The 25,607-nt window shown below is 52.6% G+C and carries 20 protein-coding genes; 11 read left to right on the forward strand and 9 right to left on the reverse strand.

The window, feature by feature from the left end; genetic code table 11:
- Positions 1-46 precede the first annotated feature (46 nt).
- The gene (locus AACY82_RS09950) at positions 47-2,626 is read left to right on the forward strand and encodes a TonB-dependent receptor (RefSeq protein WP_339616659.1); all 2,580 of its coding nucleotides are present in this window, start codon (positions 47-49) and stop codon (positions 2,624-2,626) included.
- 333 nt (positions 2,627-2,959) lie between these two features.
- Positions 2,960-5,254 carry an NdvB protein gene (locus AACY82_RS09955; protein ID WP_339616660.1) on the forward strand — a complete coding sequence of 765 codons (2,295 nt, stop codon included), beginning with the start codon at positions 2,960-2,962 and terminating at the stop codon, positions 5,252-5,254.
- 61 nt (positions 5,255-5,315) lie between these two features.
- Here AACY82_RS09955 and AACY82_RS09960 read toward each other — a convergent pair whose 3' ends face one another.
- From AACY82_RS09960 to AACY82_RS09970, 3 genes are read right to left on the reverse strand one after another with little or no spacing between them, the layout of a single operon-like run.
- On the reverse strand, positions 5,316-5,741 hold the full coding sequence (locus AACY82_RS09960; protein WP_339616661.1) for a response regulator: 426 nt from the start codon (positions 5,739-5,741) through the stop codon (positions 5,316-5,318).
- The gene (locus AACY82_RS09965) at positions 5,707-7,269 is read right to left on the reverse strand and encodes an ATP-binding protein (protein WP_339616662.1); all 1,563 of its coding nucleotides are present in this window, start codon (positions 7,267-7,269) and stop codon (positions 5,707-5,709) included. The genes AACY82_RS09960 and AACY82_RS09965 overlap by 35 nt, the downstream gene beginning before the upstream one ends.
- Before the next feature lie 8 nt (positions 7,270-7,277).
- Complete coding sequence (locus AACY82_RS09970) at positions 7,278-8,048, reverse strand: transporter substrate-binding domain-containing protein (protein WP_339616663.1); 771 nt, start codon at positions 8,046-8,048, stop codon at positions 7,278-7,280.
- Between the two features lie 281 nt (positions 8,049-8,329).
- Here AACY82_RS09970 and AACY82_RS09975 point away from each other — a divergent pair, with 281 nt between their 5' ends.
- Positions 8,330-9,124, forward strand: a complete 795-nt coding sequence (locus tag AACY82_RS09975) for an AfsA-related hotdog domain-containing protein (RefSeq protein WP_339616664.1) — start codon at positions 8,330-8,332, stop codon at positions 9,122-9,124.
- Positions 9,125-9,152: 28 nt separating this feature from the next.
- A complete protein-coding gene (locus AACY82_RS09980; RefSeq protein WP_339616665.1) occupies positions 9,153-9,833 on the forward strand; it encodes an HAD-IB family hydrolase in 681 nt (226 codons plus the stop codon).
- A 56-nt stretch (positions 9,834-9,889) separates the two neighbouring features.
- Here AACY82_RS09980 and AACY82_RS09985 read toward each other — a convergent pair whose 3' ends face one another.
- Positions 9,890-11,968, reverse strand: coding sequence for an EAL domain-containing protein (locus AACY82_RS09985; RefSeq protein WP_339616666.1), 2,079 nt, complete (start codon positions 11,966-11,968; stop codon positions 9,890-9,892).
- A 249-nt stretch (positions 11,969-12,217) separates the two neighbouring features.
- The gene (locus AACY82_RS09990) at positions 12,218-13,345 is read right to left on the reverse strand and encodes a PKD domain-containing protein (RefSeq protein ID WP_339616667.1); all 1,128 of its coding nucleotides are present in this window, start codon (positions 13,343-13,345) and stop codon (positions 12,218-12,220) included.
- Between the two features lie 476 nt (positions 13,346-13,821).
- Here AACY82_RS09990 and AACY82_RS09995 point away from each other — a divergent pair, with 476 nt between their 5' ends.
- Positions 13,822-15,096, forward strand: coding sequence for a glycosyl hydrolase (locus tag AACY82_RS09995; protein ID WP_339616798.1), 1,275 nt, complete (start codon positions 13,822-13,824; stop codon positions 15,094-15,096).
- A gap of 133 nt (positions 15,097-15,229) precedes the next feature.
- Here AACY82_RS09995 and AACY82_RS10000 read toward each other — a convergent pair whose 3' ends face one another.
- The 4 genes from AACY82_RS10000 to tkt all read right to left on the reverse strand — a co-directional run bounded on the left by AACY82_RS10000 (position 15,230) and on the right by tkt (position 19,941).
- Positions 15,230-15,442, reverse strand: a complete 213-nt coding sequence (locus AACY82_RS10000; protein WP_339616668.1) for a cold-shock protein — start codon at positions 15,440-15,442, stop codon at positions 15,230-15,232.
- A gap of 223 nt (positions 15,443-15,665) precedes the next feature.
- Complete coding sequence (gene rhlP / locus AACY82_RS10005) at positions 15,666-16,535, reverse strand: rhombotarget lipoprotein (protein ID WP_339616669.1); 870 nt, start codon at positions 16,533-16,535, stop codon at positions 15,666-15,668.
- Between the two features lie 111 nt (positions 16,536-16,646).
- A complete protein-coding gene (locus AACY82_RS10010) occupies positions 16,647-17,822 on the reverse strand; it encodes a phosphoglycerate kinase (RefSeq protein ID WP_339616670.1) in 1,176 nt (391 codons plus the stop codon).
- A gap of 118 nt (positions 17,823-17,940) precedes the next feature.
- The gene (gene tkt / locus AACY82_RS10015; RefSeq protein ID WP_339616671.1) at positions 17,941-19,941 is read right to left on the reverse strand and encodes a transketolase; all 2,001 of its coding nucleotides are present in this window, start codon (positions 19,939-19,941) and stop codon (positions 17,941-17,943) included.
- A 273-nt stretch (positions 19,942-20,214) separates the two neighbouring features.
- Between tkt and AACY82_RS10020 the strand changes: the two genes are divergently transcribed.
- The 6 genes from AACY82_RS10020 (at position 20,215) to AACY82_RS10045 (ending at position 25,580) form a co-directional block, all read left to right on the forward strand.
- Complete coding sequence (locus AACY82_RS10020; RefSeq protein ID WP_339616672.1) at positions 20,215-21,222, forward strand: metalloregulator ArsR/SmtB family transcription factor; 1,008 nt, start codon at positions 20,215-20,217, stop codon at positions 21,220-21,222.
- A gap of 30 nt (positions 21,223-21,252) precedes the next feature.
- The gene (gene metK / locus AACY82_RS10025) at positions 21,253-22,407 is read left to right on the forward strand and encodes a methionine adenosyltransferase (protein ID WP_339616673.1); all 1,155 of its coding nucleotides are present in this window, start codon (positions 21,253-21,255) and stop codon (positions 22,405-22,407) included.
- 26 nt (positions 22,408-22,433) lie between these two features.
- On the forward strand, positions 22,434-22,826 hold the full coding sequence (locus AACY82_RS10030; protein WP_339616674.1) for a four helix bundle protein: 393 nt from the start codon (positions 22,434-22,436) through the stop codon (positions 22,824-22,826).
- Positions 22,827-22,875: 49 nt separating this feature from the next.
- The gene (ahcY, locus tag AACY82_RS10035; protein ID WP_339616675.1) at positions 22,876-24,276 is read left to right on the forward strand and encodes an adenosylhomocysteinase; all 1,401 of its coding nucleotides are present in this window, start codon (positions 22,876-22,878) and stop codon (positions 24,274-24,276) included.
- A gap of 61 nt (positions 24,277-24,337) precedes the next feature.
- On the forward strand, positions 24,338-25,180 hold the full coding sequence (metF, locus tag AACY82_RS10040) for a methylenetetrahydrofolate reductase [NAD(P)H] (protein WP_339616676.1): 843 nt from the start codon (positions 24,338-24,340) through the stop codon (positions 25,178-25,180).
- 88 nt (positions 25,181-25,268) lie between these two features.
- A complete protein-coding gene (locus AACY82_RS10045) occupies positions 25,269-25,580 on the forward strand; it encodes a DUF4156 domain-containing protein (RefSeq protein ID WP_339616677.1) in 312 nt (103 codons plus the stop codon).
- Positions 25,581-25,607 lie beyond the last annotated feature (27 nt).

The raw sequence follows: 25,607 nt of genomic DNA on the forward strand, positions 1-25,607 counted from the left end.
TAACTATAATGGCAGGAGTCTAATTACAATTCAGAAGGAGCTGGTGATGTCTGATACATATTTTCCCCGACGCATGTTGGCGTCGTTTGTGGCACTTGTTAGTGGTAGCACGGCCCTAGGCGCGCTGGCACAAGATGACGGTATGCCAAAAATGGAGGAAGTGGTGATTCTTGGCAGCCGGACCCCTGGCCGTACCGCCGAGGATATGCCGGTGCCAGTGGATAATTTTAGTGCCGAGGCGCTGTCCAGTACGGGCCAGGTTGAAGTGGGTCGTATGCTGCAGGCGATTGCCCCGTCGTTTAATTTTCCCAGCTCGTCGGTTAGTGATGGCACAGATGCGTTGCGCCCGGCGACGTTACGTGGCTTGGGGCCCGATCAAACCTTGGTGTTAATTAATGGCAAGCGCCGCCATCAGGCATCTCTTATTCATATTAATACCTCGGTTGGTCGCGGTACGGCCGGTACCGATATGAACGCCATCCCCGCAGCGGCCATTAAAAATATTGAGATTTTGCGCGACGGTGCGGCAGCGCAATATGGCTCGGATGCAATCGCCGGTATTATCAATATTGTGCTCAAAGACAACAGCGAAGGTGGCAGTGCGTCTGGTTCTTACGGTCAGTACACCGAGGGCGATGGCGAAACGGTTAACGTAAATATTAATAAGGGTTTATCGATCGGTGATAGCGGCTACGTTAGTATGACGGCCAACTATCGTGATCGCGGCCGAACCAATCGGGCCGATCCCCAAGGACTCTGTCTATACGGTGGCTGTAACGACAGCGACGGCAACGGTTATCTGGAGCCATCAACAAGCTACGCCGAACGCGAGGTTAATGGTCCCGCCCGCGATGGATTTCGCATTGGCGATGCCGACTCGACCCAGGTGGCGCTGGTGTTGAATGCCGGTGTCGATGTGGGTGTCGGCGAGCTATATGGTTTTGTGACTTACTCTGCACGTGAGAACGAATCTGGTGCTTTTTATCGCAACCCAACCGGCACGAACGGAGTTGATAGCGCACTGCTAGCCGACGGTTTAAACCCCGCTGATCCCGATGGTTTTTTACCGCTAATTTATTCTGAGATTGACGATGTTTCCTACAATATTGGTTATCAGTTTGAGCTGGCCAATAATGCTCATATGGATATCGCCTACACCTACGGCAACAACCAAATTGCTTACACGACGAAGAACAGCGCGAACTACTCTTACGCGAATTACCTGCGCTTTGGCGAAGGGCTGGACGATGCCGGTGTGCGCCAGCAGATTCCGCGCGCGGCGGATGCTTACGGCTTAGAGCTGGAGCTGCAAACGCTCAATGCCAATTACACTCAGAGTTTGGGCGATTTTCACTTGGCGGTTGGTGGCGAGCTGCGCCGCGATGGCTACCAGATTAAAGCCGGCGAGCAATACGCTTGGTTTGACTACGACACCCACCCAGAAACCGGCGCGGCACTGTACGCGCAAGACAGCGGTGGCGGTATTCAGGGGTTTAACGGTATTGCTCCGGAATCGGTGGTGGATGAAAGCCGCGATGTGCAATCTTTGTTTGTCGACGGTGAATATCAAATTACCGATGACTGGCTGGTGAGTGCCGCCATGCGTTGGGATAACTACGACGGTTTTGGCGATACAGTTAATTATAAGCTGGCGAGTAACTGGCATGTAAGTGATAGCTTTACGATGCGAGGCTCGGTGAGCACCGGCTTTCGCGCGCCCTCGATGCAGCAGTTGTATTTTAATAACGTGAGTACGCAAATTCGCGATGAAGGTGCGGTCACCGTGGGCACTTTTCGCAACGACAGTGCTGTGGTGCGCGGCTTGGGTGTGCCAGAGTTAACCGAGGAGCAATCGCAAAATATCAGTCTCGGCTTTGTCACTCATATTACCGATCGCTGGAGCCTGACCCTTGATGCCTACGCGATCAATATTGATGACCGTATCGGTATTAGCAACCAGTTAACCGCGGCCGATGACCCTGGCGACGGCTTGCTGAGCAACGCGCTGGCTGAGGCCAATGTTGCCGCCGCTCAGTTCTTTTTAAATGGCGCCGACACTGAAACCCGCGGGGTGGATATTGTTTCTAGCTACAGCGGCATCGACTTTTTGCGAGGCAACCTGGATTTGACCTTGGCGGCGAATTATACCGATACCGAGGTTACCAGCACCTATGTTCCCCGCGATGGCGCACTGTCTAGTGTTGACCCGACGCTAGTGTTTAGCGCGCAAGATATTTCTATTATTGAGTCATGGCAACCCAAAGACCGGGTGTCTTTGAGCGCCGATTATTTACTGGGCGACTTACGCGCCAGTCTAAGCGTTAATCGCTATGGTGAATACACCGTGCTTGATAGCAGTGCGCAAACCTACAGTGCCGAGTGGCTTACCGATGTTCGGCTGGGTTACTTCGTCACCGATGGGATTGAACTGTACGCCATGGGCAATAATGTTTTTGACGTTACCCCCGATCAGGTTAATAACACGAGTTCACGGGGCGGTTTATTTGAATCCAGCCCCGGCGCCGAAGATATGGCCATTGATACGGTGTTTCGTTACTCCCGCCGCAGTGCGCCATTTGGCTTTAATGGCGCGTTTTATTCCGTTGGGGTTAATTACTCGTTTTAGGCTGGAGGCTTCAAGCGTCGTGTCGGTGGGTTGCTGGGCGCTCGCCTAATCGCTGCGCTATCGTTTTGTTCAATTGATTACCTCTGGTGCAACAGCTCGATTTCTTTAGTTTTAAGGCTTAGCCAAGAGCTGGTGCTGGCCCGTCGGTACGGATCGTTAGTCTTTGTGGTTACCTACCTTACAAAATGATAGCGGTAACACTTGCAATAACATTGCACGGCGGTGTTTTAGGTGTTGTCAGGACAGTAATGATAGCGCTATCATTACTGTCCTGACAACAATAAGCTGCGTGCATGTGTGCCCTCACCTGTCGCGGACATGGAATGTGATGCCATGATTTACTCTACCGATTACGGTGCTCGCTGGAATTTACGCTCGCCAACTGATATGCCAAAGGCGGCTGGAACTTTGTGCAACCGCCATTTGCGTATAGACGCTGGATGTCGCGGCTATTTGGCGACGCGTGCTACCGAGAGTCACGCCGCCCAGGGGTTGGGTCGCTTTGTGTATCTAAAAGATGAGGTGACTGGGGAGCTATACTCGGCGCCCTATGAGCCAGTGCGCAAGGAGCCCGAGCAGTTTAACTTTTGCGTAGGTTTAAACGAGATTACCTGGGATTCGGTGTTTGACGGTTTGGATGTCCGCTTGCAGCTGTCGCTACCGGAGGACGACGCAGTAGAGTTGTGGCAGGTAACGGTGGCGAATCGCGCTACCGTTGCGCGAAGCATCAGTGTTTACCCCTGCTTTTTACTCGCGCAGCTGAGCGAGCAACACCGCAGCGCGGAATATCGGCCGGACCTTGAGGGCATAGTCGCGAGTTTTGCGGTGGCTGATACAACCTCCGAGCCATTAGCGGCTGAGTTTCTGGAAGGGAGCTATCGGCAGGTTAAAAGTTTTGTGCTGCATGAGCGCCCGCCGGTTGCCTGGCAGGTGAGACGGGCACTGTTTGAGGGTGAAGGCGGATTGCATAACCCTGACGCGCTGCGCGCTGAAGAGCTTGGTTGTGATGATGCGCGGCAATACGATGTGCCGCTCGCGGCTTTGCAGTATCGCCTACAGTTGCCTCCCGGTGGTGAAGATACGCTGCGGTTTATGGTGGGGGATGCGACGGATAAACGCCACATACGCCGTTTGCGCGATCGGTACTTATCGGCAGCGGGTTTTGCGCGAGTGCAGTCGATGCAACAAATCGACGGCGATGCGCGAGCGAACACCTTGCAAATCGACACGCCCGATGACAGCTTAAATCATTTTGTAAACCACTGGCTGCCACGTCAGCTCGCAAGCGCAAACGGTGCCGATGACGATGATTTGCAGTGGCGTATTGCTTTGGTTTACAGCCATCCTGCAAGGGCTCGCGGTGAATTTTTAGCGGCGTTACAACGCCGCCCCGGCAAAAAGGATAACGCTACGGGGGCACTGTATCGCCCACCCAATAGCGGCATTGGCTGGGTGTTGTTTTTACGGGCCTACTTGGCAGAATCGGCCGATACAGCATTGTTGCGTGAGACTATGGTGGGCACTGATGGCGTTGCGATTAGTGTGTTTGAGCGGGTTAATAATGCCATGCATGATTTGCTTGGGCGTATTGATCGCCATGGATTATTGCACACGACGCAGCCGGGGGCTGGTGGTGCGTGCGCCAACGAATCTTTATCGGCGGCCTATGCTCTGGAGCTTTGGGCAACGATCTGTGAGCGAGATATACGGTTGCTCTCGGTGGCCGGACAATACCGCGAGGGCGCAGAGGCACTGCGACAGGCGGTGAATCAACACCTGTGGGACGGCCGTTGGTACGCCCGCGGTATTACCCGATATGGCGCGACTTACGGGGTGAGTGATGACCGCGAAGGAAAGATTTTTTTGGCGCCGCAAAGTTGGGCTTTATTGGCGCAGCAGCAAGATGCGCATCGCCGTCGTTTATTGCTTGATGCCGTGGACTCGCAGCTGGTGACCACCGATGGGGTAATGAATCTTGCACCGACATTTAGTCAGGTACGCGATGATCTTAGCCATATTTCGCGCAGTCATCCCGGGTTGGGCGAAAACGGCTCAATTCACAGTTTAACGGCGGCACACTATGCTTACAGTCTTTATAGCGCGGTTGAGCCGGAGCGAGCTTTTCAGGTGTTGCGCGCGTTAATCCCCGGCCCCGATGGCGAGGGCTACCGCCAGCGCGGTCAGCTGCCAACGTTTATGCCTGACGCGGCTAGCGGTGGTGGCGAGTCATTCGCAACTCGGGCGGGTTACTCCAGCGGGGTGGCGAGTGCCGCGGCCGCTAGCTGGACGTATCTGGCGCTGATAGAGGGCTTATTAGGTGTTAAGGGCGATCGCGAGGGACTTTGGATTAACCCGCAACTGCCGGCGCACTGGCCCTATGCGCGGATGGTTAAAAAGTTTCGCGGCGCAACTTTATATATAGCGATAACCCGAGATGTGAGTGTTCAGGGTACGAGTATGAGTATTGATGGTGTCGCCCAAACAGAGAGTCGCATACGCAATCCAGAACCCGGTAAGCGCTATCAAATTGAATTGCGAGTAGGGCGTCAAGCGCGTGACTATGGCGCGCCAAATTTAGCTTTTGCGAAGCGGCAGACACCAGGTTTTTTACGGGTTGCCGGGCAGTGATGTGTTGAGCGTTTGCCGCTGCGGCTAACCGGCGCGGCGGTGAAAGCTACGAGTGTCGCTGTTAGCCGGTTGGCGCCAGCCAGTGGTCGAGCTCTTGGTGTAGGCGCGAGGTAAAGTGCCTAAAATCTACGGTTTTTTGCAGGTAGCTGTTAGCGCCTAGTTGGCGGGTCTGCACCAGATCGATGAGTTCATCAGAGGTGGTAAGAATTAACACCGGGGTGCGGCTGTATTCGGCCGAGGCGCGCATGCGCTCTAATACGCTTAAGCCGTTGCCGTTAGGCAGGTTTATGTCCAATAGTACCAAGGCGGGCTTTGGCAATCTGGGGTTGTGAGCGTAACGTCCTTGAGCGTACAAGTATTCAATAGCTTGCGCGCCATCGGTTACCAATTGAATGTCGTAGTTTTGGTTAAGGTGTCTTAGGCTTAACATCGCCAGTTCGGCGTCGTCTGGGTTATCCTCCACCAACAGTATTGTCTCTTTGCTCATCGTCCTTGTCGCCTTCCTTGAAACAAAAATAAAAGCTCGCGCCCTCGTCGGGGCTCGACTCGGCCCATATCTGACCGCCGTGTCGACTAATAATACGCTGAACCGTGGCCAGTCCGATACCTGTTCCTTCAAACTCCTCGGCTTTGTGTAACCGGGAAAAAGGAGCAAATAGACGTTCAGCATAGTTCATATCAAAGCCTGCGCCATTGTCGCGAATATAAAATACCTCTTGGCCTTGGTAAAGGCACTGGCCCGCATTAATTTGGGCGTGAGCTTTGCGGCGTGTATATTTTATGGCGTTTTCCAATAAGTTGGTCATTAGCATCGTAAAAAAGCGCTTATCGGCCCGCACCTGCAGGTTGGGCTGGATTACCAGGCTAATGTCGCGTTCGGGCTCGCGCTCGCGCAATACCGAAAATAGCTGCTGAGTTTGCTCGCTAAAATCGATTGGCTCGCGATGTAGCTCACCCAAAGTGGCTCGGGATAAATGCAGGAAACTGTCAATCATCTCGGACATTTCGCGTGTGCCCGCTTCAATGCGACCGAGGTAATGCTGACTTTGATCTGGCAGTAAGTCGCTGCAATCGTCCGCCAGCATCCGGCGAAACCCTTCAATACGGCGCAGCGGCGCGCGTAAGTCATGGGAGACCGAGTAGCAAAAGCTTGCTAGCTCGTCGTTGGCCGCCTGAAGCTCGGCCGTACGCTGTTGGACTCGGTCTTCCAGTATCGTATTAAGGTATCTGACTTCCTCTTCGGCTTTGCGACGGGCCAGAACGTCACGTGCTAAGGCGTCATTCGCCTGGCGCATGCGGTCATAGGCTTGCGTTAAATTTTTGCTTAAGCGGTTAAAGGCGCTGACGACCTGATCGAGCTCATCGTTACCGCTGTGGCGGTTACCGCGCTCAAGTTGCAGTGGCTCGGGTGATTCGCTGACGTTAAATTGGTTTACGTAGTGCGCGATGCGGACTAAATGCGCGGTAATAAGCCTGTAAACAATAAACAGGATAAACAGCGACACTAAAAACGTTTTAATGCCTTGCGTGAACAAGATAATAATTAATTTTTCCCACAGGCGAGAATAAACCTCATTAAGCGACGCCTGGACTCGCAGGGTGCCAATGTGTCGGTTACCGTCTTCGGTAGTGTGGTTAATGGCGTAATCGCGATTGATCACGCGATGCTTGGTAAATTGGCCCAGGGTAATGGTGAGCGGCTCGGCGATATCGGCCGGGTCTTCGTAAATGGCGACCGCGACCACTCCGGGCAACTGGCGAATACCCTCCATTTGCAGTTTTAGCTGACTTGGGTCCAGATTCCATAGGCTGGCACTGATACTTGCCAGGTAGCTGCTCTGCACATCGTCGAGCCGGGTTTTAATTTGCCCGACATCCCGCTGAAAGTCGACGAACAACTGAAACGCGGTAGCCACAAGCGTGACCAGTGAGCTAAACAGCACAATCGCAAACAGTAAACGACGGCCAATGCGGTCATCGGCAAGGCTCGCCCCCGGTTTTGAAAACCTGCGCATCGGCCGGCTTATAGCTCGTGCTGCTGTTGAATAGTGTCGAAGACTCCCTCGTCACGCATGTCGCGCAGTGCCTGATTGATGGCTGGCATAGCGTCCAGATGAGTGGATATTTTGGAGCACTGAAACATCAACGGAATATTGCGCAGCACTAAGGGCTCGCCAAGTTCTGCTGTGATACCTTCCATGCGAGCGATATAAAGCAGGGTCGGAATTGCGCCGACCACGACATCGACCCGCTCGCGTGCGACTTTGCGTAAACCTGTGGCGTAGTCAGTATCAAATACTTTTTCCAGCGTAGTATCGGCGTCAAAGCGCTCGCTGAGTGAGCCACCGCGCAACACGGAAATCCTTTGTCCACTTAAGTCCTCGTAGCGCTTGAGTGACAGGCCTTTGCGTGGAATCGCTCCGAGAGGGTGCTGAAAGGTTAGCTCACCAGCGATGACTTTCTCGGAGTCGAGAGGTGCCAGAATGGTGCAGTCTTGTGTCCCGCGCTCGATTTCACGGCCCGCGCGAACAAAAGGCGTAAGAGTAATATCAAACTGGTAGCCGGTGCGCTCTGTCAAAGCCTTGACGATATCGACAAACGCGCCCTCTATCTCGCCGCTCTGTACTGATTGCGATGCCCATGGCGGCGCGGCGAGCGTCACCATTTTTAGCGTTTCTTTTGGCTCGCCAGATTCGCTCGCAGCGTTGCCGAGGGGCGAGGCGAAAGCCGTTAGTAGGGCCAAGATAGGCCCCAATGGACGCCGCGCCTTTTTAAAAAAATCATTATTATTCATTAGCTTGTACCTCAGTTTGGGTGGCGCATCCCCTCGCGTATAAATCCTGCCGTCAGTATAACGTGACTTGTTCTACTCGTCAGGCCCCCTTTTTTCTGTCGCCCCACTGACACGTTTAGGTGTTTTTGGGGAGGCCTCGTACTGCCCTGTCGATATCCGATATCGGCTTCATCATAGAGCGGCATAACTCTAGCTACTATCAAAGAGCGGCGCCTTTTTCCACATTCGTGGAAATGCCGTGTTTCTGTATTTATTCCATCTAATATCTATGAGGTAACACCATGAATGATCGTATCTTATTAGTAGTTGGTGACAAATTTGCTCCGTATATCGCTCAAAAAGAAGCTATTACGGTTTCTCAGTTACACGGATTGCTTAGTTTGCCGGTGCATATACTCGGTAATCAGGAGCGCACAGTACTGGTTCCGGGACAGGGCATTGGTGACATGAGTCGCCAGAGGTTGCTGGAAGCGGCCAGTCAGTCGAGTAACATATCAGGGTTTGATTTCTCGCTGTGGCATAACTTACCTGAGCGTGCGAGCGGCGCATTGTCGCACAAGGCTGAGGTGTGCAATGTATTGGTGTCTATGCCGCGCCAGGTGTCGGCACGTGAGTATGAACTGGCGTTGCTGATCGATGAAGATTGCGAGCTGATGAAAGATCACTTGAGTGGACAGCACGTTCAAGGAATGGTGGTCATTGAGGCCGCTCGACAAGCAATGCTGGTTGTGACCGAGGCCTATTTAATGCCGAAGTCCGTTATTGATTACGCCTTTGTGTTTAACGCTTTGTCGGTTAGTTATAGCCACTATGCGTTTCCCATTAGTGCCACTATCCGTACTCATATCACTGAGTGTGCGGTAGATAACCCTAAGTTCTTAAAGTTTGCGGCCATTACCAGCGTTGAGCAGTGTGGGCGTTCTGTGGCTGAATTTACGATGTCCTTTTCGGCGATGGAGAAGTCGCGGCTTGTAAAGCAAGAGCGTATGCAGTCCGTTAAAGCGCACCGTCAGTTTGTTGCGGTGGTTGCGTCGGATATCGCTGTGCCTGAAGTACTGATTGATCAGGCGCAATAGTAACGGTTAATCAAAGGAGTTAATCATTATGCAACATACGCAATCTTTATCTGTGGCTGAGCATGGTTATGCATTTTTTGATGTAGACAATACGTTAATTGCGCTAAACAGCATGTTGAGTTTTCAGGATTACTGGTACCAATTGTATCCAGACTCTGAGGCAGAATCACTCTACCGAGCCGATCTAATGGCGCATTTGCACGAGCACGCTTGCTGGGAGACGGTTAATAAACTTTATTACCGCCACTTTGCTGGCCGGTCAGTGGCCGCGTTAGCCGATGCCGGTAATCGCTGGTTTTGCCACAAACGACGAGAAACACGATTTTACTGTCAGGCGGTATTGGCCGAATTGCGAGATCATCAAGCTCGTGGCAGTGAAGTTGTTTTGGTGTCTGGCTCGTTTCCCGCCGTACTGGAGCCTATTGCCCGTGATTTAGGCATAGCTAAAATACTCGCGGCGCAAATGGATGTGAGTGCCGGCGTCTACACCGGCTTTTTATCGGCACCGCCTATGGTGGGTGCGGGTAAACGAGAGGCGGTAAAGGCTTTGCTAAGCAGTGCCGCGTTAGCACAGGCCAGTTATGCTTACGGTGATGATGTGTCGGATATTCCGATGCTGAGTGTCGTTGGGCATCCGGTGGTTGTTGCTGGCGGACGTCTGTCATCGGCAGAAGCTGAAAAGTTGGGCTGGCGTTTAATCGCCGTGTGATTATTGTTTGATTTTGCCCCCTGCTGCTATGCGGCAGGGGGCTTTTTAATGTTTCTTTATGACGGGGCAGATTGATGCGCAATTTTTTGTTTAATCTCCTCAATCGCAACGGGGATGCTCATTAAAAACCCTTGTGCCTGCTTGCAGCCGATCTGCAGCAATAGTTCGCGCTGCTCTTCGGTTTCTATTCCCTCGGCAACGATGTCCATGCCTAAGCCCTGTGCCAGAATAAAAATGGTTTCGACCAGTCGGTAGGCATTTTCATTATCCTGTATGCCGGCCACAAAGCTGCGATCAATTTTGAGTGTATGTAGCGGGTAACGTTGTAAGTAGCCAAGTGACGAGTAGCCTGTGCCAAAATCATCCACCGATAAGCGAATACCAAGCTCAGATAGAGCCTTGATATTGTCGTTAGTGGTGTTCTCATCGTTTACTAGAACACGTTCGGTAATTTCCAGCTCTACTTGATGGGCGTGAATTCTATTGGCGTGCAGCTGATCTGCCACAAATTGTGCGTAGCCGGCGATCTCCAGCTGGCGTGGCGATATATTGATCGCCAAGCGTAACGGTGTTTCGCTATCGCGCAATAATTTAGCGGTTTCGCGGCAGGCGGTTTGCAGTACCCAGCTGTCGATATCTTGAATGATGCCGATACTTTCCGCCGCGGGAATAAAATTATTGGGCATGCGCAATGTGCCATCGGGTTGATGCCAGCGGACCAGTGCCTCAAACCCCACAATGCTATTTTCTTCGAGGTCATAAATCGGCTGGTAGTGCAATACGAGTTCGTTGCGCTTTACTACATGCCGTAATTTCGTTTCTAAATCTAACCGGTCGATGAGCTGGTTGTTGATATCTTGGGTGAAAAACTGAAATTGATTTCGGCCATGATCTTTGCATTGGTACATGGCAAGATCGGCATTGCGCAATAGTAAATGGGGGTTACTGGCATCGTCTGGATAAACGGCGATGCCAATACTGCAAGTGACAAAATAGTCGCGGCCAATAATAAAAAAGGGTTCTGAAAATTGCGCGACAATGTTTTGCGCCATTTCTGCGGCTGTGTCTTTATTGCTTAAACCGGGTAGCACGGCAACAAATTCATCGCCGCCCATGCGTGCAATCGTATCCCCGGCTCGGGTGCAGCGACTAAGCCGCTCGGCGGCTTCTTTTAGTAAGAAATCGCCAATACTGTGTCCGACACTGTCATTTACGTCTTTAAAGTGATCGAGGTCGATTCCGAGTACGGCCACCTGATGTTTATGCTGGTCAGCCTCTTGTAATGCCTGGGTGAGCCGTTCGATTAGCAAGACGCGGTTTGCAAGCCCCGTTAGATCGTCGAAGCGTGCTTGCCGCAGAAGTTGTTGCTCATAGTTGCGGCGTACGGTTATGTCCTCTTTGACCACGATATAGTGGCTGAGGGTGTTATCGATATCGGTAAGTGGTGAGACTTTGACGTTCTCCCAAAATAACTCGCCGTCGGCTCGTACGCTGCACACTTCTCCTCGCCACTGTTGGCCATTGCTAACAGTGCTGCACATTTGTTCCATTATGCGGGTGCGGTCTTCTTTCAGTAGGGTAAAGTCTAATGTGCGTCCCATCGCTTCACTGGCGGTGTAACCGCTGGCACTTTCAAAGCAGGGATTAACATATTGAATCTCACCATCGGGGTTGGTGATGACGACCGACACCGGGCTTTGCTCGACAGCTTGGGATAAAATTCGCACACGCGCTTCGGCGCTTCGGCGCTGTTGGCGCATATCCGCATCACGCAGCTCGCGCTCAATGGCAGGGACCAGTCGCGCTAGCGCGCTTTTGTCCATAAAATCGTGCGCGCCTTGTTTTAGTAGGGTAACGACGTCCTCGGCGGTAACCGCGCCCGAGGTGATAATAAAAGGTAGGTCTTTGCCGCTGGCTTTCAATGTGTCTAAGGCGGCCTCAGCGCTAAAACGGGGCATCCGATAATCGCAAATGATGAGATCCCATTGGTGCGTGCTCAGCGCATTGTGCATTTCATCGCGGGTTTCGACTTGCTGCACCTCAGGCGTAAACCCGCCGCGGATTAGCTCAGCCGTGGTGAGTTCAGTGTCGAGCTCGGAGTCCTCGACAAACAATACCTTGAGTGGTGTCCCCATGCAGCGTCCCATAATTCTAAATCAATTAGGCTAAAGTCTAATGTAGCGGCTAATCAATAAAAATGCGACCACCAAGGGGACTAATTTGAGGCGCCACAGCTGTACTAAGTTGGTGCATTCGCTGTACTTATTGCGGCGATCAGGACAAAGATCCCGGATATGGGGGCTTAAACTTTAGGGTTGCGGCGTGTGTTGTTGTGGCTCGGCGTCACCAAGCCACAGCAAAAAGATTATGGCGTAGGATAACGATTAATCAATGTGAACGTTAAACGACTGAACTTCACGATGGGGAATTCCATAAACGCTTAACGATACTTGGTAGTCGCCCGGCTCGTTGTAGTTGTGTTGCGTCACCACATCGGTGCTTTGGTGGCCATCGCCAAAGTCCCACACCAAATGCGCCCCCACGCTATTACGCGCATCCACCGCTAGGGTTTGATCGGCTATCGTGTAGTCATAAGCAAGCTCAATGGAATCATGGTAATAGCTGTCACAGCGCGTTGAGATGTAAGCGGCGGTGGTATCGCCCAGCTCGCCGTCAAACACGGTGAGCACTTGGGTGCGATAACCGTTACTCTGGGTATGGCTAGAGGTCTTGGTTAAGGGATCGCCGTCAGGGTCGTAGGATAAACCACTGGCAATTGAGACGTTGCCAGAAGAAACATCGTAAAACAGCTCGGCGACCGGTGGGCTGTTGTCGTTATCGCTATTCATCACCGTGATGGTTTGTGTTTGGCTGCTTTGTTGCTCGCCATCGCTGGCGGTTAAGGTGACGTCGTATTGACCGGCTGCCGCGTAGGTATGCCATGCGGTGGCGCTGGGGATGCTTGCGCCATCGCCAAAATCTATGTTGTAAGCCAAGTTGGCATCGGTGCCGATGGCGCTCGCCTTAATCGTCGTGCCGTGGCTTTGTACGTTAAGCTCCGCCTGTGGCAAGGGTGATACCGAGCAAAGCGGCGCGATATATTCACCAGGGTGACTGCCCAAAATACCGAAGCTGGTGCTTTGTCCTGGCTGTAGCTGGCCGTTCCAGTGAGCGTTGCTGGCGGTGGCAGTGCCATTGCCGGGAGCGACTTCCGAGTTCCAGTAATGATTGATTGTGTGCCCTTGTGCCATCTGTAAGTATACCTGCCAAGCTTCGAGCGGGCTGGGGCTTATATTCGTGACCTCTACCGTAGCGTTGTAGCCTTGCTCCCACGGCTGGCTGCTATTGACGGTGCACTGTAACGCCGGTGTTGTGGTGCCATTGCTAGCGGCACTGGATGAAGAGCAGGCAGAGCTGCTACTGGCGCTGGATTGTGACCAGCAAGGCGCCGAGATACACAATATTAAAACCAGCATCTTGGGCAGTGGGTACACAGGTTGATGAGAAAACATAACGCATCCTTTTGTTAGTCAGTGACGTCTAACGATTACTAGCAGCTGGTGCGCGGCTATGCAAAAAACAATAGTAGCAGCGTTAAATTCAGTGGGCTGGTTCACACAGTGTGAGCTTGGTGGCGGTGTTTTTGGTAGACGCGGGGCGTTTGAGTTTTTATTGTAATCGGTTACAATCTTGACCGCTTAATTGCCAATAATAATGAATGCAAATCACAGTGCTTAGTGGTTCGCCTTGGATTTGCTCAAGAGATTACACGCCCATGATATTTCGTCGTCTGATATTAATAGTCTTTTCGGCCAGCAGTCTTGTTGCTTGTGGTAGCGGGGGTAGCACGAGCGGTGGAGCAGCTGTCAGCTCAGGCAAAAGTCTCGCTGCATCAAGCAGCTCTAGTGAGAGCTTCTCTAGTCGTTCGCATAGCAGCTCGAGCGAGCTGGCCAACAGCTCGAACGCATCGTCTTCCAGTTCGGTTCTGGTGCCAGGTTTGACCCCCAATGCCGCCAGCAATGGCTCGCCCTACTGCCGTTACGATAGCGCTGCAAGCGGTTGGGGATGGGAAAACGGTGCCAGCTGCGTGGTGTACCAGTCAGCTATCGACCCAGGTGCTGGTAGCTTTGATCACTGTAAAGTGGGCAAGGAAGAGATTGCCTACTGCGCCGATGGCGCCGAGCAGTGGGGCTTTGCTAATGGTCGCTATTGTATCGCGCGAGATTTTTGCCCCGGTAATGCCCACAAAACACAAGCAGAACAGTCGCAGGCGTTAGTCACTGCCACGGCGAGTGAAGCGTCTCAAGCCGTATTCGCCTATTTAAACCGTATCTGGGGGCGCAAAATGCTTGCGGGTCAGATGGACTTAACCTGGGATGACAGCATTGATATGCGGCAACGGGTTATTGATGTCACCGGTAAGTCGCCCGCCATTATGGGTTATGACTTCATGAACTATGGCGCCTACGGCAGTATTTCGGGCCTAACGCAAACCGAGGAGGCGATCGCCCAGTGGGATGCTGGCGGCTTAGTCACGTTTGCATGGCACTGGCGAGACCCATCTGGCGAGACCGCCAATTTTTATGTGGGTCAGAGTGAGGCCAGTAAAAATACGAACTTTACCATTCCGGTTAAAGACGCCGAGCTGGACCGACAAAGTGAGGCGTTTATTGCCATAGAACATGATGTGGACTTAATTGCCAGCGAGTTGCAAAAACTCGCACAAGCCAATGTGCCGGTGCTCTGGCGGCCGCTGCACGAGGCGGCCGGTGGCTGGTTTTGGTGGGGACGAGAGCGTACCGACGGCGTCCCGGCGGGCTATGCGCAAACGTTATTGTGGCGGTACATGTACGATCGTTTAACCAATTACCATGGTCTAAACAATTTAATTTGGGTGTGGAACGGGCAAAACGCTATCTGGTACCCCGGTGATGATGTGGTGGATATTGTCAGCACTGATATTTACGACGGTGAGCGCAATACAGAGTCGCAGATTGATTATTATCAGTTGACCGCCGCTTACCCCCACCAGGAAAAAATGGTTGCCCTGAGCGAGAACAGCAATATCCCCGACCCGGATTTAATGCAGGCAGACGGCGCGTGGTGGCTGTGGTTTATGGTGTGGAATGATGGTGCGGTGAACACCACAGAGGACCACTCCAGCAATTTTTGGACGGGTGAATACTACAACACGGATGCTCACAAAAAGCATGTGTACAACCATGAGTTGGTGATTACTCAGGACGAGCTTCCGAGCTTTTAATCTTGTTAATAACAGGCAATAAAAAAGGGCAAGCCTTATGGGGCCTGCCCTTTTTTTAAGCGCCAGTGATTATATCAATGAGCGCTTAAGTCAGACACTTTGCAGCGTCTGCTCGCTTACAGAACGTAGCTACTTATACAGCAACAATGTTCTCAGCTTGTGGGCCTTTTTGGCCTTGAGTTACGGTGAACTCAACTTGCTGACCTTCGGTCAGGGTTTTAAAACCTGAACCTGAAATCGCGCTAAAGTGAGCAAATACATCTGGGCCGCCCGAGCTTTGCTCGATAAAACCAAAACCTTTTGCTTCGTTGAACCACTTAACGGTTCCTTGAGTAGTATTAGACATAACAACATCCTGAAATTTAGATATAAAAGTGCCCATAAGAGGCTTGAATAGCATAAAAGGTAGACTGATATTTAAAACTGCAGGACGAGGTGTTACGAATAAAACGTCGAAATGTAGAACTAAACGCAAGGTCGATCTCTAGCTGATGAGCACTGTATAGCGATTATCTCGGGTTGTCTATGTTTATTTTCCGTTGTTTACGCCTTTGCAGCCGCGCAACCACCTAACGCGGCCGGTAATGGTTAAGCTGGGCGGCGGATAAGCGCTTATCCTTGATGGTCTTGAGGAGCGCCAAACTAAGCATCATCAATAGGGCTGACCAATGAATTGCGCCGCCACCGCCATTTGTATTGTGGTGAGAGATCTTGACGCTATCGTCTTGTTTGACCCTCTTTTTGAACTGCTCAAGCTCACTGGCTAAATTGATCGACATATCGTTCATGGCCAGCTTAAAACCTTCTTCTCGTGTTTCCCGGTTCACCTCGTGCATTTCAACCAGTGTAGAATTGTTTTGTGTTTCGCTGATGCCGGGAGCGCGGAAAAGTATTTTGCGTGAGTTAACGTCAAACACGGCGGTATCGACAAAGGTGGTTGCCTGGTTTTTACTGCCTTTAACCACATAAGAGCCGACGATGGTCCAATACAGGAGTGAGCTTTTTCTGCCTGATGAGATGGCGACTTGATCGTAGGAGACGAGCGCAATAACGTCTAAGTTATAAAGGCGCGCAATTTGATCTATGCCGGCAAAGCCTTTTGAGCTGCGCATGTATGTATCTGGAATGACGACAATATCGCGAACGTAGTTTAAGTCCGAAAACTTTTGTTTTACTTGAGTTAAAAGCTGAGTCTTTTTGGCCTCTGGCAACATATTGGCCGCGCCATGTCGGCTGGGGATAAAGGCAAGCCCCACGGTGAGTGGCAGCTTTAAGTGCGGTGTGGCGTCTTTTTGTACCGAGGGTATTTCTCCGTCGGGGTATAAATAATCGACTAAGCTGCTTGAAACACCGGTACGAGATTCATCATTGAAAAAGCTGCAAGAGCAGGCAAGTAAGCTAAGAGAAAAAACAATAAAAATTTTGAGCAGGTGAATCATTATATATCCTTATACAATATCGTCCATTTTTAATAGAGTTACCGTTTACGCATCCATGCGTTAGGAAAATCCGTTTATATTACATCCGCGGTGTAACCTGACGGCGCTGTATTAACCTTTAGCACGCTCTTCTAAAATTTCAACCGCCGGCAGTTTTTTGCCTTCGACGAATTCTAAAAACGCGCCGCCGCCGGTAGAGACGTAGCTGATTTTGTCGGCCAGGTTCCACTTGTCGATCGCGGCCAGAGTGTCACCGCCACCGGCGACCGAGAAGGCTTCGCTGTCGGCAATGGCGCGTGAGATCACTTCGGTGCCTTTGGCAAAGGCGTCGTATTCAAATACGCCGCAGGGGCCGTTCCATAAAACGGTTTTGGCGTTTTTGATAATCTCGGCAACCCGTGCCGCTGTCTCCGGACCGTAATCGATGATCTCTTCGTCGGCCTGGATTTCGCTGGCGTCTTTGACTTCGGTTTTGCTGTCGTGGCTCCAGTCGCTAAAGCCGTCTTTGGTGGTGCGCACGTCGGTGGCAAAAATCACGTCGGTGGTTTCGCGCAGGCGCTTGGCTTCGGGGATCAAGTCTTCCTCGTACAAAGAGTTGCCCACTTCGTTGCCGGCCGAGGCAACAAACGTGTTAGAGATGCCGCCGCCAACTACGAGGGTGTCGGCAATTTTAGACAGCGCATCCAGCACGCTTAATTTGCTTGATACTTTAGAGCCGCCGACGATAGCGACCAGCGGGCGAGCTGGGTTATCCAGCGCTTTGCCCAAAGCGTCCAGCTCGCTGGCGAGTAACGGGCCGGCGCAGGCGATGGGCGCGTATTTGGCAACACCGTGGGTCGAGGCTTGGGCGCGGTGGGCGGTGCCAAAAGCATCCATGACAAACACGTCACATAGTGCGGCCATTTTTTTCGCCAGAGATTCATCGTTGGCTTTTTCGCCGGCGTTAAAGCGGACGTTTTCCAGCAGGACAACGTCGGCACTGCCCATGTCGACGCCATCGACCCAATCCTTAATCAAAGGTACGTCGCGGCCTAACTGCTTGCCAAGCTCGGCGGCTACTGGTGCCAGTGAGGCAGACTCGTCATAGCTGCCTTCTTCCGGGCGGCCCAGGTGCGACATCAGCATCACTTTCGCGCCGGCATCCAGTGCCGCTTTGATGGTGGGAATCGAGGCTAAAATACGCACCGTGCTGGTGATGTTGCCGTCTTCCAGGGGGACGTTAAGGTCTTGACGAATCAGGACGCGTTTGCCAGCCAGATCCTGATCGCTCATCAATTTTACGTTCATGTGTAGCTCCAAATAGTGATGCGCTTACGCGACTAAAATTAAATAGCACAGAGTGTCAGTAGAACAATAGGGGGGAAAGTGCCACACCGCCAGAGTGCGGTGTGGCGAGCCGTAAGGCTTAGTCGAGCAGTTCTTCTGCGGTGGCAACAATGTTGTCAACGGTAAAGCCAAAGTACTCCAGAAGATCTGGGCCCTTAGCGGATTCACCGAAGCTGTTCATGCCCACAACGCGGCCGTCGATGCCCACGTACTTCCACCAGAAGTCGACGTGTGCGGTTTCTACCGCTACTCGCGCTGAGACTTCTAACGGTAGTACCGACTGACGGTACTCGGCGTCTTGCTGATCAAACAGGCTGGTGCTTGGCATAGACACCACACGTACTTTTTTGCCGCTGGCGCTCAGTTTATCGGCCGCTTCAACGGTAACCGGTACTTCTGAGCCGGTGGCAATCAGGATCACGTCGGGGGTGCCGGCGCAATCTTTAAGAATGTAGCCACCTTTGGCGATGTTGGCCACTTGATCGTCGGCACGCTCGACGGTATCGATGCCCTGACGGGAAAACACCAGTGCGCTGGGACGGTCGGTTTCTTCGATGGCCGATTTCCAGGCTACCGCGGTTTCGGTGGCGTCACAGGGGCGCCAGGTGTTTAGATTTGGCGTCATGCGCAGTGTGCCGAGTACTTCAATCGGCTGGTGCGTGGGGCCGTCTTCACCCTGACCAATAGAGTCGTGGGTGTAAACAAATACGTTGCGCAGCTTCATCAGGGCCGACATGCGCACCGCGTTGGCGGCGTACTGTTGGAACATTAAGAAGGTGGCGCCGTAGTTGATAAAGCCGCCGTGCGCGCTCATACCGTTCATGATGGTGCTCATGCCGAATTCGCGTACACCGTAATAGATGTAGTTGCCATCGGCGTTAACGCCGCTAACGGGCTTGGAGCCTTCCCACATGGTGAGGTTAGAGCCGGCCAAATCCGCCGAGCCGCCGACCATTTCTGGCAGCAGTTTGTTGTAGGCGGCAATGGTGTTTTGCGAGGCTTTACGCGAGGCCAGTTTTTGCGGGTTTTTGTGACATTCCTGGATAAAAGCATCGGCTTTTGCCGCAAAGTCGGCAGGCAGCTCACCTTTGATAACGCGGCGCTCGTACTCGGCGGCGTCTTCTGGGTAGGCGGCTTTATAGGCCTCGAACTTCTCGTTCCAGCTTTTCTCGGCGCTTGCGCCTTTTTCTTTGGCGTCCCAACCGGCGTAAACATCGGCGGGGATTTCAAACGGACCCGGCTCCCAGTTGAGGAACTTGCGGGTCGCGGCCACTTCATCGTCACCCAGTGGGGCGCCGTGACAGTCGTGCGAGCCAGATTTGTTAGGCGAGCCAAAACCGATAGTGGTTTTGCAGCAAATCAGGGTGGGCTTTTGATCTTCGGCTTGTGCCGCTTCAATCGCCAGTTTAATGGCTTCGGGGTCGTGGCCGTCTACGTGAGAGATAACGTGCCAGCCATACGACTCAAAGCGCTTAGGGGTGTCGTCGGTAAACCAGCCCTCTACGTGGCCGTCGATCGAGATGCCGTTGTCGTCCCAAAAGGCGATCAGCTTGCCAAGGCCCAGGGTGCCGGCCAGCGAGCAAGTTTCGTGTGATACGCCTTCCATCATGCAGCCATCGCCCATAAAGCAATAGGTGTAGTGGTCGACGATGTCGTGGCCATCGCGGTTAAATTGTGCGCCCAGCATACGCTCGGCCAGCGCCATACCTACGGCGGTACTGATACCCTGGCCCAGCGGGCCGGTGGTGATTTCAACACCGGGGGTGTAGCCCAGCTCTGGGTGACCCGGGGTTTTTGAGTGCAGCTGGCGGAAGTTTTTCAGCTCTTCCATCGGCAAATCGTAGCCAGACAAATGCAGCAGCGAGTAGACCAACATCGAGCCGTGGCCGTTAGACAGCACGAAGCGGTCGCGGTCGTTCCAGTTAGGGTTGGCTGGGTTGTGTTGTAAAAAGTCGTTCCACAGGACTTCGGCGATATCAGCCATGCCCATCGGGGCACCTGGGTGGCCACTTTGGGCTTTTTGGACGGCATCCATACTTAATACACGGATGGCGTTTGCGAGTTCATAGCGAGACGGCATAGGGGTCAAGGCTCCTTAAAAGTAGCTGTTGTGAGTTCAGAAATGACCTCTAGCGGGCCTAAATCAGTTTTGCGCAACCTTGTCTAATCTGGGCTAACGGGCGGGTTGTTGGTCTCGTACCCCGTCCGGAGGCGCCACAAATGGTGCGGTATTCTCTCGCAACCGGCGCCATCAGTAAAGGCGCCGGTGTCTCAGGTGGCATTTTTAGAGCAATCTCGACAACCTATATCAAAATATTTTGATATAGGTTGGGTTCGCTGCTATTATGCCGCCATGACAAATTCCCGTGCGTTAGCGGCCGAGGCCGACATTCCCAGTCCTGAGCTAGACTCAGAGGCGCTGGTTGCCCAGCTAAAGGCGGCGGCCGATCCGTTGCGGGTAGAAATCTTGGCCGTTCTGGCGCAAAACTCCTATGGGGTGTCTGAGCTGGCTCGCATTTTTGCGGTGGGCCAGTCGGGCATGAGCCATCATTTAAAGCTGTTAACGAGCGCAGGCCTCACGACCACCCGCCGTGAAGGCAACTCGATTTTTTACCGCCGCGCCATGCTCGCGCCCGAGCAGCCTTTGGCGGGTTTGCAGCAGGCGCTGTTTGCCAGCGTCGATCAGCTTGAGCTGCGCGCCGAGGTTTGCACCCAGTGTGAGGCGATTACCCTAGAGCGTGCCACAGCTTCGCAGCAGTTTTTTGCCGCCAATGCCGATAAGTTTCGCGCCCAGCAAGATTTGATTGCGAGTTTTCCAGTGTACGGAGAACAAGTGTCACAATTGTTAAACAACACGCCTCTTAGCAGTCGTCATTTGGCGCTAGAGGTGGGGCCGGGTCAGGGCGAGTTTTTACCCGTGTTGGCGCGTCGTTTTAGTCAGGTAATCGCATTGGATAACGCCGATGAGATGCTGGCGCACTCGCGCGCTGCAGCGGAAACCGCCGGCTTAGGCAATGTCGAGTTTATCTTGGGGAGTACCGACAATCTCGCCGACCATAAAGTGCTGGCCGACTGTATCGTGATGAATATGGTGCTGCACCACACTCCGTCGCCGGCAGATATCTTTAAAGATTTAAGTCGCGCGCTGGCGCCCAATGGTGCGTTAATTGTGACTGATTTGTGTCGTCATGAGCAGGATTGGGCGCGCGCCAATTGCGGCGATTTGTGGCAAGGCTTTGAGCCGGCTGATTTTACCGGCTGGGCGAAAGAGGCTGGCCTGCGTGAAGGCCAGAGTTTATACATTGCGTTGCGCAACGGCTTTCAGGTGCAGCTGCGACAGTTTTTTAAACCTTCTATTTAATCTACTTTATTGCTTAGCAGGAGCTACGCTATGGCCGAATATGCATTATTTACTTCCGAGTCAGTGTCGGAAGGCCACCCCGATAAGCTGGCGGATCAAATATCCGATGCGGTACTGGATGCAATTTTAAAAGACGACCCGGAATCCCGCGTCGCGGTAGAGACGCTGGTAAAAACCGGTATGGCGGTTGTGGCAGGTGAGGTGCGCACCTCGACTTACGTCGACTTGGAAGATCTGATCCGTCAGGTGATTTTAGATATTGGTTACGACAGCTCCGACGTTGGTTTTGACGGCGCCTCTTGTGCCGTGCTTAACGCCATTGGCAAGCAATCGGCTGATATTGCTGTGGGCGTTGATGAAGCCACCGATAAAGATCAGGGCGCGGGCGACCAAGGGTTAATGTTTGGTTATGCCTCGGACGAAACCGATGTGCTTATGCCGGCGCCGATTTACTTCGCCCATCGCTTGGTAGAAAAGCAAGCCGAGCTGCGTAAAAACGGAAAGCTCGATTGGTTGCGCCCCGACGCCAAAAGCCAGGTGACGTTACGTTATGAAAACGGCAAGCCGGTAGCGGTTGATGCCGTGGTGTTATCCACTCAGCACGATCCGAGCGTTAACCTGGCCGACTTGCAAGAGGCGGTGCGTGAAGAAATTATCAAGCCCGTGTTGCCCGGCGAATGGCTGCACGACGAAACCCTGTACCACATTAACCCCACTGGCCAATTTATTATTGGCGGTCCGGTAGGCGATTGTGGTTTGACCGGTCGCAAAATTATCGTCGATACCTACGGCGGTATGGCCCGTCACGGCGGCGGCGCTTTCTCGGGTAAAGACCCTTCTAAAGTCGATCGCTCGGCGGCCTATGCCGGTCGCTATGTGGCCAAAAACATTGTTGCGGCCGGCTTGGCTCGCCGCTGCGAGATTCAGGTTTCTTACGCCATTGGCGTGGCCGAGCCGACGTCTATTTCCATCAATACTTTTGGTACTGGTAAGTTACCCGATGGGGAAATTGCCACTTTAGTGCGTGAACATTTTGATCTGCGTCCGCGCGGCTTGATAGAAATGCTCGACCTCAAGCGTCCCATCTATCGCCAGACGGCCGCTTACGGTCACTTTGGCCGCGAGCTTCCCGACTTTACCTGGGAGAAAACCGATAAGGCTGAACTGTTGAAGAAGTATGTGTAATGGTGACGTCAGATGTCTGAGGTCGGATGTCTGACGAAAAACCTGATCACAAGGAGGTGTGCATGGAGAGAAAGTATCAACAACTGAAAGTCTGGACGGAATCTATGCTGTTGGCGGAAATGGTTTATAAGTCGCTCGTCGACTTACCCGCTTCTGAGCGTTTTGGGCTTGCAGGCCAATTGCGTCGAGCCTGCGTGAGTATACCGTCTAATATTGCCGAAGGCGCTGGGCGAGGGAGCGATCGCGAATTTGTTAGATTTTTGCAAATCGCCAAAGGCTCTTTGCAGGAGCTAGAGACGCAGCTACTGCTTTGCACGCGACTAAAGTTGTTATCGAACACAAAGAGTTTATTAGAAGCTACAAATAGAGTGTTTGCATTGCTAAGTGCTTTTATTAATAAACTGAAACAGTATTTTTAATACATCAGACGTCCGACATCAGGCGTCCGACATTAAACACGAGGACATTATGACTATCGCCACCTCTTTTACCGACTACAGAGTCGCTGCCGGCTCTGCCGAAGAGTTTCAAAAATTGGCTCAGTGGGGCCGTATGGAAATCGACATCGCCGAAGGCGAAATGCCTGCGCTGATGGCGCTGCGCACTCAGTACGCGGCGCAACAGCCGTTGGCGGGCGCCAAGATCATGGGTTGTATTCACATGACCATTCAGACCGCGGTGTTGATTGAGACGCTGGTGGCGCTGGGTGCCGAAGTGCGCTGGTCGAGCTGTAATATCTTTTCAACCCAAGATCACGCCGCTGCGGCCATTGCTGCCGCTGGTATTCCGGTGTTTGCCTGGAAGGGCGAAACTGAAGAAGAGTTTTGGTGGTGCATCGAACAAACCGTGGTTAAAGACGGTGAGGTATGGGATGCCAACATTATTTTGGATGATGGCGGTGACTTAACTCAGTTGGTTCACGAGAAGTTCCCCGATCTTCTGGACAATATTCACGGCATCTCAGAAGAAACCACTACCGGTGTTCATCGTCTACAGGATATGTTGAATAAAGGCACGCTTAAAGTGCCGGCCATTAATGTTAACGATGCGGTAACTAAAAGCAAAAATGACAACAAATACGGTTGTCGACACAGCTTGAACGATGCCATTAAGCGCGGTACCGATCACTTGTTGTCCGGTAAAAAAGCCCTGGTTATCGGCTATGGCGATGTGGGTAAAGGCTCGGCGGCCTCGCTGCGTCAAGAAGGTATGATTGTAAAAGTCACCGAGATCGATCCTATCTGTGCCATGCAAGCCTGTATGGACGGCTACGAGGTGGTATCCCCCTACAAAAACGGTGTTAACACCGGCAATGCCGCCGATATCGATGTAGAAGTGCTGGGCAAAACTGATTTGTTGGTCACCACCACGGGCAACTCGAATGTGTGTGATGCCGCGATGCTGCAAACCCTTAAGAATGCAGCGGTGGTATGTAATATTGGCCACTTTGATAACGAAATTGACACCGCTTACATGCGTGAAAACTGGGAGTGGGAAGAAGTAAAACCCCAAGTGCACAAAATCTACCGCGATCGCAAAGCGGGCGATCACTTACTGCTTTTGTCTGAAGGTCGTCTGGTTAACCTTGGCAATGCCACTGGCCACCCGTCGCGTATTATGGACGGCTCGTTTGCCAATCAAGTACTAGCGCAAATTTATTTGTACGATCACAAATTTGCCGATTTATCGGCGGCTGATAAGCCTGCAGGCGTTTACGTTAAAGTACTGCCTAAACAGCTCGACGAAGAAGTCGCGCGCCACATGGTCGAAGGCTTTGGCGGTGTGATTACCCAGCTGCGTCCCGAACAAGCCGAGTACATTGGCGTGCCCGTTAACGGCCCTTACAAACCAGAAAGTTATAAATATTAATTGGTGAGGTACGTCAGACGTCTGGTGTCGGACGTCTGACACGGAACCATAGGAAACGATTATGAGTGAAGATTCTTTACGCCTCAGCTTTGAGTTTTTTCCGCCCAAAACCGACGAGGGCCGGATTAAACTCGCGGCGGTACGGGATAAGCTGGCTGAGTTTGCGCCCGATTTTTTCTCGGTGACCTACGGGGCTGGTGGCTCGACCCGCGATAACACCAAAAATCTGGTAAAGCAGTTTAACGCTTTGGATGCGCCGGTAGCACCGCACTTGTCGTTTGGCGGTGACGATGAGCAAACCATCAAGGCGTTGTTGGGTGAGTATCGCGATGCCGGCGTCGAGCGCATTGTTGCCCTACGCGGCGATATGCCATCGGGCGTGGGTGGCTCGTACCAGCTGGTTTACGCGAACGAGTTGGTGGCGTTTATCCGCGAGCACTTTGGCGACGCTTTCGAGTTAGAGGTGGCGGCTTACCCCGAGATACACCCGCAGGCTAAAAGCTACGAAGATGACGTGCGCTATTTAAAGGGAAAATTTGACGCTGGTGCCGATAATGCTATTACCCAGTACTTTTTTAACCCCGATGCGTATTTCTACTTTTTAGACCAATGTGCCAAAGTGGGCATTGATAAGCCGATATATCCTGGCATTATGCCTATTATTAACTTCCGTAATCTAATGCGTTTTTCTGACTCGTGTGGCGCTGATATTCCACGTTGGTTGCGTAAGCGGTTAGAGAGTTATGAGCACGACCCCGAGGCGTTGCGCGACTTTGGTGAAGAGCTAATTACCGAGCTGTGCGAAACCTTACTCGAGGGCGGCGCACCTGGTTTGCACTTTTACACCATGAACCAGGCCGAGCCTATTGCTCGGGTTGTGAACAACCTCGGCCTGAGCGAGTAATCGCGCTGAGGCCGATGAAGGTGCCTGAACGGTGATGTGCGGTTTATGGCGTGTACTGTTGATCGCGAATAGTAAATAGGAGCTAAATATGCGAGTTCCCTTGTTGCTGGCCTCTATGCTCGTGCTGGCAAGTTGTAGCTGGGTTGATTTAGAAGATGCCGCGCGCCAAGTCGCGCTGGTTGGGCCGCAGGATATTACCGAGTGCCAGCAGCTGAGCCATGTGACCGCCAAGGTGATGGATGGCATGGGCCCGTTCTCCCGCAATAAGGCCAAGATGGGCGAAGAGCTGGCGACTATTGCCCGTAATGAGGCCGCGCGTCTTGGTGGCGATACGGTGGTGCCCTCCTCCAGCATTGTCGATGGCCGACAGCATTTTACGGTTTATCGCTGCAACCAATAACCCAGGGTGATGGGCCCTCTCAAGCAG

The organism is uncultured Gilvimarinus sp. (assembly GCF_963972205.1).
GTDB classification, from domain to species: domain Bacteria; phylum Pseudomonadota; class Gammaproteobacteria; order Pseudomonadales; family Cellvibrionaceae; genus Gilvimarinus; species Gilvimarinus japonicus.